Origin of the sequence: Comamonas trifloxystrobinivorans (assembly GCF_043359985.1) — a bacterium.
GTDB lineage: Bacteria > Pseudomonadota > Gammaproteobacteria > Burkholderiales > Burkholderiaceae_C > Comamonas > Comamonas trifloxystrobinivorans.
In genome coordinates, this window is sequence record NZ_JBHZGV010000004.1 from 239,269 (window position 1) to 251,981 (window position 12,713).

Sequence of the window (12,713 nt, forward strand, 5' to 3'; positions counted from 1 at the left end):
CTGGCCAGCCTGCCCTGGCCGTTGCACGATAAAAAAGGAGACAGACATGAAGCGTTTCACAGCCAAGCATTGGAGCGTGTTGGCCGCAGCGGCGGCCTCGGTGGCCGCTGCCGCCTTGCCTGCACAGGCCCAGGGCATCTCGGGGGATGTGGTGAAAATTGCGGTGCTCAGCGACATGTCCGGCCCCTATGCCGACACGGCGGGGCGCGGCTCGGTCGAAGCCACCAAGCTGGCGGTGGAAGACTTTGGCGGCACGGTGGCGGGCAAGAAAATCGAAGTGGTGTTTGCCGATCACCAAGGCAAGGCCGACGTGGGCTCCAGCCGCGCGCGCACCTGGTTCGACACCGATGGCGTGGACGTGGTGGTCGACCTCAACAACTCCGCCGTGGCCATGGCCGTGTACAACCTGGCCAAAGAGCGCAACAAACTGGTGCTCACCTCCGGCGGCGCCTCTGACGGCCTGACCAGCGAAGCCTGCATTCCCACCGCCATTCACTACACCTACGACACCTACGCCATGGCCAGCGGCGTGGCGCACGCCATGCTCGAAAAAGGCAAGAAAGACTGGTACATCATGGCCGTCGACTACGCCTTTGGCAAAGCCGGCGCCGAGACGGTGAACAACATCGTCAGCAAGGGTGGCGGCAAGATCGTGGGACGCACCAACTTCCCGCTCAACGCCAGCGACTTCTCCTCTTTCGTGCTGCAGGCGCAAGAATCCAAAGCCTCGGTCGTCACCTTGGTGAGCGCAGGCAACGACACCATCAACGCCATCAAATCGGCCAACCAGTTTGGGCTGATGAAAAACCAGACGGTGGCGCCGCAGTTCATGTTCATCCAGGACGTGCACTCGCTCGGCCTCAAAACCGCCCAGGGCCTGACCTTTGCCACCGCCTTCTACTGGGACCGCACGCCCGAAACCCGCGCCTTTGCGCAAAAGTTCTACGAACGCATGGGCAAGAAAACCATGCCCTCGATGGTGCACGCAGGCACCTACTCGGCCGTCACCCAGTACCTGAAAGCGGTGGCTGCCATCAACTCGGACGACGGCCCGGCCGTCACCCAGTACCTCAAAACCCACAAGCTCGAAGACTTCTTCAGCCAGAACGGCTACGTGCGCGAAGACGGCCGCATGGTGCACGACCTATACCTGGCGCAAGTCAAATCGCCCGAAGAATCGAAAGGCCCGTGGGACTACTACAAGATCCTGGCCACCATCCCCGGCGACAAGGCCTTCCGCCCCCTGGCAGACGGCAAATGTCCGCTGGTGAAGAAATAGGCACAGCTTTATCCACAACGCAACGCGGTCTCATCTCGGTGAAGACCGCGTTGTGCATTTAAAACACCACCAGGAGGCAAACATGTCACACGCTTATCCACAATTGCAGTTGTTTATCAACGGCCAATGGCAACCCGCTGCGGGCCGCAAGACCGAGCCGGTGTTCAACCCGGTAGACGAATCGGTGCTGGGCGATCTGCCGCACGCCAGCCCGGCCGATCTGCAAGCCGCTCTGCAAGCCGCGCAGGCCGCTTTTCCCGGCTGGAAACGCACATCGCCGCTGGCGCGCTCGGACATCTTGCGCAAGGCCGCCAGCTTGATCCGCGAGCGCGCCGACCACATCGCCACCTGCATGACCTTGGAGCAAGGCAAACCGCTGCGCGAAGCCAAGCTCGAAGTGCTGGCCGCCGCCGACACCTACGACTGGTATGCCGAGGAAGGCCGCCGCAACTACGGCCGTCTGGTGCCAGGCAAAACGCCCACACAGCGCATTGCCGTGCACCATGAGCCAGTCGGCGTCTGCGCTGCATTTGCGCCTTGGAACTTTCCCGCCATCACGCCTGCGCGCAAGATCGCAGGCGCTCTGGCCGCAGGTTGCACGCTCATCCTCAAACCGGCCGAAGAAACCCCCGCCACCGCGCAAGAGCTGGTGCGCGTGCTGCACGATGCCGGCTTGCCCGCTGGCGTGCTGAATATGGTGTTTGGCGTGCCGGCTGAGGTCTCGGGCTACCTGCTGGACCAACCCGAGGTGGCCAAGTTCTCTTTCACCGGCTCCACCGCCGTGGGCAAAATGCTGGCCTCGCAAGCGGCCAAAAGCATGAAGCGCGCCACGCTGGAGCTGGGTGGCCATGCGCCCGTCATCGTCTGGAAAGATGCCGACATCAACAAGGCCGCCGACGCTTTGGTGGCGGGCAAGTTCCGCAACGCAGGCCAGGTTTGCATCTCGCCCACGCGCTTTTATGTGCACCGCGATGTGTTCGACAGCTTTGTGGCGGCCTTTGTTGAACGCACCAAAAAGCTCAAGGTCGGCAATGGCCTGGACGAAGCCAGCAACATGGGCCCACTGGCCAACCCGCGCCGCATCGAAGCACTGACCCGCCTGATCGCTGACGCACAAAAACGCGGCGCCACCTTGCACACCGGCGGCAAGCGCATGGAGCGCCCTGGCTTCTTCTGGGAACCCACGGTGCTGAGCAATGTGGACGAAGACGCTGGCCTGATGAACGAAGAGCCCTTCGGCCCCGTCGCACTCATCAACCCGGTCGACGACATGGCCGAGGCCCTGCGCCGCGCCAACCGCCTGCAATACGGCCTGGCCGCCTATGCCTTCACGCAAGACAGCGGCGTGCGCCAGCAACTCTCCAACGGCGTGGAAACCGGCATGCTGGGCATCAACACGCTCAACATATCGATGTCCGAAGCACCGTTTGGCGGGGTCAAAGAAAGCGGCTGGGGCTCGGAATGCGGCATCGAAGGCCTGCAGGCCTATTGCAATGTCAAACTGGTGAGCGAGGACCAGTGAATGCGCTATTGAGCGGCTGCTGCAGTATGGCTGCATCGCTACTTGTTGCAGACAAAGAGGGCCTGGCCCTCTTTTTTGTGAGCGGGTGATGTGTGGTGAGCAAGAGCGTTCAACCCGTACATGCACCACCGTTGCTGCAGGGCAAGACTGCTTGGACGGCGCACCACTACAGTCGGGCGCTTATGCCAAGCCTGTTCTACCACCCTGCCATCGTTCTGATCATTCTCCTGGCCTTCAATATCTGGAGCTACTTCTCGCGCTGCGAAGCCAGCCCGGACATCGATTGGAGCATGCTCGCATTCAGCTGGTGCATCACCGGCATTGCCTATGGCCTGATCCATTTTCAGGAGGATTGGCTGCCGCAAGATCTGGACAGCAAACGGCCAATTGTCTGGTGCAGCGTGCTGATGATTTTGGTCCATGCTTTGATGATCTCGAACCTGGCCATCCAATACTCTGACTCCATTGGCAAGGGGAAAGGCTTTATTTCCGCAGGCTACGCTTGCAGGAGTTGAGAGATCGGAGACATTGCGAGTGGCGCCAGCGCTCCAAGGAACCAACGGCCCATAAACTGCTCAGACGCTGAGGAAGCACTGCTGCAACTACTGGTTGCAGCAGTTTGTCATTTGTCTGTGAAAGCATGTTGATGGGCGCTAGTTTTCAGATCGGGCCGTTTGCTTTGCCTTGGGCTTTGCTGGTGTTGGCCTTGGCTTACCTGGTGGCGGAGCAGTGCTTGATGCGCTGGGCGCGCAAACGTGGGCTGGTGGTGGCGCCGCATACCTGGTTGCTGCCATTGCTCGCCTTGGTGGCGGCGCGTCTGGGTTTTGTGGCGCGTTATGCCGACGAGTACCTGGCGCAGCCGCTGAGCATTCTCAATATCCGCGACGGTGGCTGGGAGCCTTGGGCGGCGTTGGCGCTGGCAGCGGTGTACGTATGGTGGCTGTGGCTGCGCAAGAAGCCGGTGTTTCAGCCGCTGGCTGCGTCGGTGGCCTTGTTTGCTGCTTTGTGGCTGGGCGGCAATTTGCTGGTGCAAAACTTGTCATCCAGCGCACGCGCTTTGCCGCCGCTGCAGTTGGTGGCTTTGGATGCCAAGACGCATGTGCTGGAGCAGTTCAAAGGCAAGCCGGTGGTCATCAATCTGTGGGCGAGCTGGTGTACGCCTTGTGTGCGTGAGATGCCTGCCTTGCGTGAGGCGCAGCAACGCTATCCGCAGGTGCAGTTTCTGTGGGTGAACCAGCAAGAAAAGCCGGAGGTGGCCCTGAAAGCGGCACGCGGCTTTGGTTTGCCCGAAGCCCAGGTGTTGCTGGACACCCGCAACGCCATGGCCGAAGTTGCTGGCAGCCGTGCTTTGCCCACCACTTTGTTCTACGACGCACAAGGCCAGTTGCAGGGCCTGCGTGTAGGCGAGTTGTCGGCGGCCAGCCTGGAAGAATTCATGCAGAAGATTGTGCTGGGCGCAGGGCGTTGAATCGGCAGCGACTGCGGTGCAATCCAGCAAGGTGTGCACCGCCTCGCACCTTCACCAAACTCAGGCCACAAAGCACGCTGGCTCTGCAATCCAGGCGCGCTTACTCGGCCTCCAGGCGTGCTTGCAGCTCGCGCTTCATGACTTTGCCGTTGGCGTTGACGGGTAGCTCGGCAATCGCAATGATGCGGGCCGGGCGTTTGTAGGGCGCCAGGTTTTCGCGCAGGTGCGCTTGCAGGGCAGTGGGTTCGGGCGGGTTTTGCGCGTCCTGCACTACAAAGGCGATCACGGCCTCGTTGCCGTCGGCTTCTTTCTGGCCCACTACGGCGGAGCGCTGGATGCCGGGGAAGCTGTTGAGCGCATGCTCTACTTCGCTGGGGTAGACGTTGAAGCCCGAGCGGATGATCATCTCCTTCAAGCGGCCCACCACAAACAGGGCGCCGTCGGCGTGCAGCTCGCCGAGGTCGCCGGTGGCGTACCAGCCGCCTTTGCGCAATGCCGCTGCCGTGGCCTCGCTGTCGCGGAAATAGCCGGGCATCAAACCGGTGCCGCGCACCCAGATTTCGCCCCGCTCGCCCACCGGCATGCTGGCGCCAGTGTTGGGGTCGACAATCTTCAGCTCAGCGCCTTCAATCGCATAGCCGGCGCTGGTGTCGTTGCGGGCTTCTTCGATGCGGGTCAGGTGCAGCGAGCCTGCGTATTCGCTCATGGCGTAGCCGTGGTGCAGCGTCATGCCAAAAAGCGCTTCCACCTTGTGTTTGAGCGCCAGATCCAGTGGCCCGGCACCGGTGTAGAGGTAGCGCAAATGCGGTGCGGCAGGGCGGTTGATGCCGTGCTCTTCGCAGTACTGCAGCAAGCGCGCAAACAGCGTGGGCGGGCCTTGCAGCTGGGTGATGCCGTGGTGGGCCAGTGCGTCCAGCAGATCGCCGGGCTCGAACTGGCTGCGCATCTCCAGCGCCGCACCGGCATACAAGGAGGCGAGCAAGACCGTGCCCAGGCCGAAGATGTGCGTCATCGGCACAAAGGCGTAGACCTTGTCGTTGGGGCCCAGGTGGCGCGAGAGCGCCGACACGCGGGCAAAGTGCGCCACGCCACGGTGGCTCATCATCACGCCTTTGGGTGCGCCGGTGGTGCCCGAGGTGAAGATGATGGCGGCCACCGGGTTGTTGGCCGGCTCGGGCTCTACCTGGGCCTCGGCAAACACTGCGCTGTGCACCAGACCAGGCACGCAAGAAGCGCTGGTGCCATAGCGCTCGGCATGCGCGGCGGCGGCTTTGGAGACGCGGTCGGTGAAGTAGATCACGCGAGCATCGGCCTTGTAGGCAAAGGCGCGTACTTCGCCCGGTGCCATGCGCGCATTGACGCCGCAAGCCCACGCGCCTACTCGGCTGCAGGCCAGCAGCAAGGCAGCGTGTTCGGGGCAGTTTTCGGCTACCACCAGCACCCGGTCGCCGCTGCGAACCTGCAGGCTGCGCAACTCGGCTTCCAGCGCATCCACCAGGCGGCCCAGATCGGCGTAGCTGAGCGTGCGATCGGGCAGGTAGATGAAGGGGCGCTCGGGCGCTTCTTGCAGCCAGCGATCGAGCAGTTGGTGGATACGTTCAACCATGGTTTGTCTCAGTTCTTTTTGTTTGCAGCAGTGCCTGAATGTAGCAGCGGCGGCACGCGCTGGATGAGCTGCGGCCGCCGCTGTTGGGAGAAGCGCGAGGCGCCTCAGGCGGGGCTCAGTCCACCACAATGCCTTGGGTCACGGTGGACCACATCTGGCGCTCCTTGGCGGCGCGCTCACTCAGCGTTTGCGGCGAGCCCACCCATTCTTCGTAGCCTAGTTCCTTGTACTTGGCTTTCAGCTCGGGCTGGGCCAGCGCGGCGTTCACGGCCTTGTTGAGCTTGGTTTGCAGCTCGGGTGCCATGCCCTTGGGGCCGTACACGGCGTACCAGCCGCCCACGTCAAAGCCTTTGAGCCCTTCGATGCCGCTTTCGGCAAAGGTGGGCACATTGGGCAGAGAGGGATTGCGCTGGGGCGAGGTGACGGCGATGGCGCGCACCTTGCCGCTGTTGATGTAGACGCTGGCGGTGCTGATGATGTCCAGCATCATCTGGATCTGGCCGCCGATCACGTCCGTCATCGCCGGTGCATTGCCTTTGTAGGGCACGTGGTTCATCTCGATGCCGCTGCGCTTGGCAAACAGCAGAGCGCCCAGGTGGTTGGAGCCGCCCACGCCGGCCGATGCGTAGTTGAGCTTGCCCGGAGCTGCCTTGCCTGCGGCCACCAGCTCTTGCGTGTTCTTGAAGGGCTGGTCGTTGTTGACCACGAGCACGTTGTAGTAGCTCAGCACCGGCGCGATCGGCGTCAGATCCTTGGCGGGATCGAACTGCATCTTGGTCATCACATTGGGGCTGATGGTAATGGTGGGGCTGGCGGCGTACCACAGCGTCATGCCATCGGGTTTGGCTCGCGAGACTTCGCTGCCGGCCAAGGTGGCGTTGGCGCCGGTCTTGTTCTCGACGACGACCGGGTTGCCCAGCTCTTTGGACAAGGCCAGCGCAAACAGGCGCGCGCCCTGGTCCACCGGGCCACCGGCCGAGTAGCCCACCAGCAGGCGAATAGGTGCACCGCTTTGGGCCTGTGCGGCACCACACAGTGCCAAAGCAGCAGCAGCGGTGGCGGCCAGCAGGTAGCGACGAGAGATGGGGTTCATATTTGTCTCCAAGAGTAGGGATTGCCATCACGCAACCCGGATTGAGAACGTGCCAGTCGATGCTGGCATTGCGTATCGGAGCGAGGCGCCTTGCGCTTAGTACCGCTCGAAGACGGCGGCAATGCCTTGGCCGCCGCCGATGCACATGGTTTCCAGGCCGTAGCGGCCTTTGCGGCGGTCCAGCTCGTGCAGCAAGGTGGCCAGAATGCGCACGCCGGTAGCGCCGATCGGGTGGCCCAGCGAGATACCCGATCCGTTGACGTTCAGGCGCTCTGCGTCGTTCCATTCCAGGCCTTGCAGCACGGCCAGCACCTGGCAGGCAAAGGCTTCGTTGATTTCGACCAGGTCCATGTCTTGCATGCCCAGGCCCAGACGGGCGAGCAGCTTTTTCACAGCGGGCACCGGGCCAATGCCCATGCGCGATGGCTCGCAGCCCGCAGCAGCCCAGCCCACCAGGCTGGCCATCGGTGTCAGGTTCAGCTCGTGGAGCTTGTCTTCGGCCACGATCAGGCAGGCGGCCGAGGCATCGTTTTGCTGGCTGGCGTTGCCAGCGGTCACCGTGCCGCCCTTCATCAGTGCGCGCAGCTTGCCCAGGCTTTCCAGCGAGGCATCGGCGCGGAAGCCTTCGTCGCGCTCGAACAGTTTGGGCTCGCCCTTTTTCTGCGGCACGCTCACGGGCACCACTTCGGCGTCGAAACGGCCTGCCTCCCACGCTGCCGCAGTACGCTGGTGGCTGCGCAGCGCAAACTCGTCGGCCGCTTCACGGCTGATGCCGTAATCGCGGGCCAGGTTTTCGGCGGTTTCGATCATGCCGGAGATGGCGCCAAAGCGCTCCACCGGTTGCGAGCGCTCGCGGCCACGGTCCAGGCGGTCGTACATGGTGACGTTGCCAGCGCGTTTGCCCCAGCGCAGATCGGTGGTGTAGTACTCGATGTTGGACATGCTCTCGACACCGCCGGCAATCACCACATCGGCGGCACCGCTTTGCACCATCATGCAGGCGGTCACCACGGCTTGCAGGCCGCCGCCGCAACGGCGGTCGAGCTGCATGCCGGGCACCTCTACCGGCAAACCGGCTTGCAGAGCAGCCCAGCGGCCCACGCAAGGGGTTTCGCTGCTGGCGTAAGACTGGGCAAACACCACGTCGTCGATGCGGCTCGGGTCGATACCGCTGCGCTCGACCACGGCGCGTACCGTGGTGGCGGCCAGCTCTTCCACCGACACCGGGCGCAGGCTGCCGCCGTAGGTGCCAACAGGGGTTCGCAAGGGGGTGACAATGGCGGCTTTGCGCATGGCTTTCTCCAGGGGGTAGCGTTGGTTAGTGCGAGAGGTGGCGAGCGCTGGCAGCCAGCGCATCGCGGTGTTCGGGGGCGGCAATGGCCAGCATGGCCTGCACGCGCTGGCGCAGGCTCAGGCCGCGCAAATCGGCAATGCCGTTTTCGGTGACGATCAGCCCGGCATCGGCGCGAGGCGTGGAGACCGGGCCGGACAGCTGCGCCACGATGCGCGATTGCCCACGGGCAGTGGCAGGCAGCGCCACAATGGGCAAGCCGCCATCACTGTTGGCGGCAGCGCGCAAAAAATCCATGGCGCCGCCGACCGCGCCGAGGTATTTGCCGGCTACCACTTCAGCGTTGATCTGGCCGGTCAGATCCACCTCGATCGCGGCGTTGATGGCCACCAGGTTTTTGATCTGGCCCAGCACTTGTGCGTTGTGCGTGTAATCGGTGCCTGCAATGCGCAGTGCCTGGTTGTTGTGCGCCCAGCGCCGCGTGCGGGCGGTGCCCATGAGCAAGCCGGTGACGCTGACGCCAGCGTCGATGCTTTTGCGCGCATTGGTGATGACGCCGGCTTCTGCCAGATCGGCCACCCGGTCGCCAATGGTGCCGCTGTGGATGCCCAGATCGCGGTGGCCTCGCAGGGCTTGCAGCACCGCATCGGGCAGGTTGCCAATGCCCAGCTGCAAGGTGCTGCCGTCTTCGATACGGCTGGCGATCAGCTGCGCAATCGCGTTCTCGGCTTCGCCGGATTTACCCGCTGGCACATCGACCACCGCCTGGTCGCTTTGCACCCAGGCATCGACCTCGGCGAGGCGCAAGCTGGCGCCAGGAACCCAGGGCACATCGGCGTTGACTTCGGCCAGCACGCAGCGCGCTTTGCGCATGGCTGCCACCAGGTAGTCGTGCGCCAAACCCAGGCTGCATTCGCCGTTGTCATTGGGCGGCGAGACCTGCACAAACACCACCTCAATGGCAATGCGGCCGCTGCCGATGAGCAGCGGAATTTGCGAGTAGTGGCAAGGCACGGGATCGAGCACGGCAGCCATGCCCAGCGCGCGGTGCGAACCACCGGCGGCGTAGCCGATCATGTCTATGGCATCGGCGTGTTCGGGCTGCAAGGTATTGCTGCCGCCAATGCCGAGAAAAACGCGGGTGCGCGCAAAGCGCTGGCGCTGTGCCACATAGGCTTGCATCAGTGCCAGCGGCTCGGCCGCCGACTGGCCCCACACCAGCGTGTCGCCAGCGCGAATGAACTGCGCCAGATCCAGCTCTGCCAGCGCGATTTGCTGGCCCTTGCGGTTTGCCATAGGGGCCTAGGCCACGCTGCCGTTGCCGTGGCTGAGCACGACGATATTGCGCTCTACCACCGTAGCGCGGAACTGCAGCGCCTTGCCGTCTTGCCAGATCTCAGTGCGCAGGGTTTCGCCGGGGAAAACCGGCGAAGAAAAGCGGGCGTTGATGCTGCGCAGCTGGCTGGCATCGCCGCCGCAGGCCGTCATGACCAGCGCGTGGCAAACCATGCCGTAAGTGGCCAGGCCGTGCAGGATGGGTTTGTCAAAACCCGCCGCCTGCGCCACACGCGGATCGGCGTGCAGCGGGTTGTAATCGCCCATCAGGCGGTAGAGCAGGGCGGCCTCGGGGCGAATGCGGTGCTCAAACGTCCATTGCGGCGCCGTGTCTGGCGTGGCGGCCAGGGCGGGCAGCGATTCGTCGCTGGGCTGGCCGCCGAGCTGCTGGCTGTAGCCGCCGTCGCCACGGCAGAAAGTGACCTGGTCGATGGTGGCGTAGAGCACGCCGTCTTCGCCTTCGAGCGTACGCTCGCTCACCACGATGGCGCCTTTGCCAGCGCCCTTGTCGATGATGCGGGTGACGCGGGTTTTGCCCACCACTTTGGCATCAACTGGAATGGGTTGGTGGATGGTGGTGCGCTGCTCGCCGTGCACGAGCTTGACCCAGTCAATGCCGCTGTCGGCGTTCTTCATCCAGAAACCGGGATAGCCGAGCACCGAGCTCATCGACGGCAGCGCCTGCAAGGGCTGGTCCATGCCTTCGTACACCAGCGGCAGGTTCTTGCTGTCGAGCGGATCATTGCCCACGCCCAGGCTCAGCGCGTACAACATCGTGTCACGCTGCGTGTAATGCTGGCGCACCGGCTCAAACGCCCGGGCCTTGAGTTGCTGGTAGTGGATGGTCATGGTTTGTCTCTTTAGTTGTTAGGTGGGCGGACGTTCGGGCGATTTTTTGGAAAGAGCAGAGCACACCTACGGGGCATCTCATCTAAGGCATCTGACCATCCACCGCAAACCGGCTAAAAAACTGGCAGAGCCGAGCTAAGTGACTCCGACGAAGGGTCTGGGCCGACCGCGCCGACCCACCCGGAGGCTGCCGCCACTCTGAGCGGCTGCGCCGCTCAGAGTGGTTAGATAGGATCCCAGCTGAACACCTCAGGCGAGCGCTCCATCGGTACGAACGACGACTTGAGCGCAGGAATCGCGTGCGAGGCGATGTCTTCGGGCGTCCAGCCTTCGCCCTGGTGCACCGAGCGCAGCGGGCGCGGTTGGCTCATCAGGAAGATTTCGTTATTGCGCACGGCAAACACCTGGGCGTTCACATCCTTGGCCTGGTCGCTCAGCAGGTAGACGGCCAGCGGCGCAATCTTGTTGGGCGTCATTTGCTTGAGCTTGTCCACACGGGCTTGCTGCTCGGGCGTGTCGGTAGGGATCGAGCCGATCATGCGGCTCCAGGCGAAGGGCGAGATGCAGTTGCTGCGCACGTTGAACTTGGCCATGTCGAGCGCGATGCTCTTGGACAGCGCCACGATGCCCAGCTTGGCCGCTGCGTAGTTGGACTGGCCCAGATTGCCGATGAGGCCCGAGGTCGACGTCATGTGCACCATGGCGCCGCTCTCCTGCTCTTTGAAATGGTTGGCCGCAGCGCGCGCCACGTAGTAGCTGCCGTACAGGTGCACCTTGATCACCGCATCCCACTCGTCCACGCTCATCTTGTGGAAGAAGCGGTCGCGCAAAATGCCGGCGTTGTTGACGATGCCGTCCACACGGCCAAAGGTATCGACCGCGCACTGCACAATTTTGGCGGCTGCATTGGCTTCGGACACGCTGTCGGTATTGGCCACGGCTTCGCCGCCGGCGGCCTTGATCTCGTTGACCACTTTTTGCGCGGGGCCGTCGTCATGGCCTTCGCCGCTGGTGGAGGTGCCGATGTCGTTGACCACGACTTTGGCGCCTTCTTTGGCCATGGCCAGCGCCATATCGCGGCCAATACCGCCGCCGGAGCCGGTGACGATGACGACTTTGCCTTCGAGCATTTGGGACATGTGTGCTTCCTTGGGAATATCTGAGTGGCTGGGAATACGCACTAGGATGCCGCCCAAAATCCGGCTTGCCAATTCGCAATTCACTAGGAAGCACTTAGGCAAACTGAAACCAGCGTTTCATTTATCCGGGATCACCCTAGGACTTCATGCCTGCCAAAGGATGCGTTCCAATTTCTGTGATTGCGCCGGGCGCCGTTGCCTGCGACAGTGGCCCCCATGTCGCAATCCCCCTCTACCGCCGCCGCCCCGCTGACCGAAGCGCAAGTGGCGCACCTGCAAAGCTGGGTTGGCAAGTCCGAATCCCTGCACGACCAGATCAACCCCATGCCGGTGGCTGGCCTCTCGGCCACGCTGGACCGCAACGACGCAGCCCCGCAGCCCGGCGACACGCTGCCGCCGCTGTGGCACTGGATGAACTTTGTCGCCATTGCCGCGCAAAGCCAGCTCGGTGCCGACGGCCACCCGGCGCGTGGCGGTTTTCTGCCGCCGGTGCCGCTGCCGCGCCGCATGTGGGCGGGCGGGCGCCTGCACTGGAACGCAGACAACCCGATCCAGATCGGCCAAAGCCTGGAGCGCGTCTCGCGCATCGCCTCGGTGGACCACAAGGTGGGCCGCTCGGGCGAGCTGCTGTTTGTGCTGGTGCAGCACAAGTACCGCAACGAGCACGGCGTGGCGCTGACGGAAGAGCACGACATCGTCTACCGCGCTGCCGCCCAGCCCGGCGATCCGGTTCCGCAGCCCACCGCGGCCGAGAAGAACGCGGCCTGGAAGCGTGAGATCAACGCCGATCCCGTCATGCTGTTCCGCTACTCGGCGCTTACTTTCAACGGCCACCGCATTCACTACGACCGCATGTATGTCACGCAAGAAGAAGGCTACCCCGGCCTGATCGTGCACGGCCCGCTGATTGCGACCTTGCTGGTCGATCTGCTGCGCCGCAACATGCCCGATGCGGTGCTGACGGATTTCTCCTTCAAGGCCATTCGCCCCACCTTCGACCTGCACCCCTTCACCGTGCTCGGCCAGCCGCAAGATGACGGCAAAACCGTCAAGCTCTGGGCGCACGACCACGAAGGCTGGCTCACCATGCAAGGCACGGCCACCATTCGCCCCCGCTGAGTCAAGGCCGCT

At 63.5% G+C, this 12,713-nt stretch carries 11 protein-coding genes; 5 read left to right on the forward strand and 6 right to left on the reverse strand.

Translation table 11 applies throughout. The annotated features are described in order from the left end of the window. Positions 1-46: 46 nt before the first annotated feature. From ACFIQF_RS05965 to ACFIQF_RS05980, 4 genes are all read left to right on the forward strand, one after another. Positions 47-1,279 (forward strand): ABC transporter substrate-binding protein, encoded by a 1,233-nt coding sequence (locus tag ACFIQF_RS05965; RefSeq protein ID WP_393941046.1) that lies wholly within the window; start codon positions 47-49, stop codon positions 1,277-1,279. Positions 1,280-1,361: 82 nt separating this feature from the next. After that, entirely contained in the window at positions 1,362-2,801 is a 1,440-nt protein-coding gene (locus ACFIQF_RS05970; protein ID WP_393941048.1) for an NAD-dependent succinate-semialdehyde dehydrogenase, read from the forward strand. A 182-nt stretch (positions 2,802-2,983) separates the two neighbouring features. Next, positions 2,984-3,316 (forward strand): hypothetical protein, encoded by a 333-nt coding sequence (locus tag ACFIQF_RS05975; protein ID WP_393941050.1) that lies wholly within the window; start codon positions 2,984-2,986, stop codon positions 3,314-3,316. A gap of 131 nt (positions 3,317-3,447) precedes the next feature. After that, positions 3,448-4,269, forward strand: coding sequence for a TlpA family protein disulfide reductase (locus tag ACFIQF_RS05980; RefSeq protein ID WP_393941051.1), 822 nt, complete (start codon positions 3,448-3,450; stop codon positions 4,267-4,269). 100 nt (positions 4,270-4,369) lie between these two features. Here ACFIQF_RS05980 and ACFIQF_RS05985 read toward each other — a convergent pair whose 3' ends face one another. The 6 genes from ACFIQF_RS05985 to ACFIQF_RS06010 all read right to left on the reverse strand — a co-directional run bounded on the left by ACFIQF_RS05985 (position 4,370) and on the right by ACFIQF_RS06010 (position 11,573). Further along, positions 4,370-5,875, reverse strand: a complete 1,506-nt coding sequence (locus ACFIQF_RS05985; protein ID WP_393941053.1) for a class I adenylate-forming enzyme family protein — start codon at positions 5,873-5,875, stop codon at positions 4,370-4,372. Between the two features lie 115 nt (positions 5,876-5,990). After that, positions 5,991-6,968, reverse strand: coding sequence for a Bug family tripartite tricarboxylate transporter substrate binding protein (locus ACFIQF_RS05990; RefSeq protein ID WP_393941054.1), 978 nt, complete (start codon positions 6,966-6,968; stop codon positions 5,991-5,993). Positions 6,969-7,064: 96 nt separating this feature from the next. After that, positions 7,065-8,261, reverse strand: coding sequence for an acetyl-CoA C-acetyltransferase (locus ACFIQF_RS05995; RefSeq protein WP_393941056.1), 1,197 nt, complete (start codon positions 8,259-8,261; stop codon positions 7,065-7,067). Positions 8,262-8,286: 25 nt separating this feature from the next. Further along, positions 8,287-9,555 carry an acetyl-CoA hydrolase/transferase family protein gene (locus tag ACFIQF_RS06000; RefSeq protein ID WP_393941058.1) on the reverse strand — a complete coding sequence of 423 codons (1,269 nt, stop codon included), beginning with the start codon at positions 9,553-9,555 and terminating at the stop codon, positions 8,287-8,289. A 6-nt stretch (positions 9,556-9,561) separates the two neighbouring features. Then, positions 9,562-10,443: a MaoC/PaaZ C-terminal domain-containing protein gene (locus ACFIQF_RS06005; RefSeq protein ID WP_393941059.1), complete on the reverse strand. Its 882-nt coding sequence runs from the start codon at positions 10,441-10,443 to the stop codon at positions 9,562-9,564. Positions 10,444-10,667: 224 nt separating this feature from the next. Further along, a complete protein-coding gene (locus ACFIQF_RS06010) occupies positions 10,668-11,573 on the reverse strand; it encodes an SDR family NAD(P)-dependent oxidoreductase (RefSeq protein ID WP_393941200.1) in 906 nt (301 codons plus the stop codon). Positions 11,574-11,798: 225 nt separating this feature from the next. Here ACFIQF_RS06010 and ACFIQF_RS06015 point away from each other — a divergent pair, with 225 nt between their 5' ends. Further along, a complete protein-coding gene (locus ACFIQF_RS06015; protein WP_393941061.1) occupies positions 11,799-12,701 on the forward strand; it encodes an HTD2 family dehydratase in 903 nt (300 codons plus the stop codon). Positions 12,702-12,713: the final 12 nt, after the last annotated feature.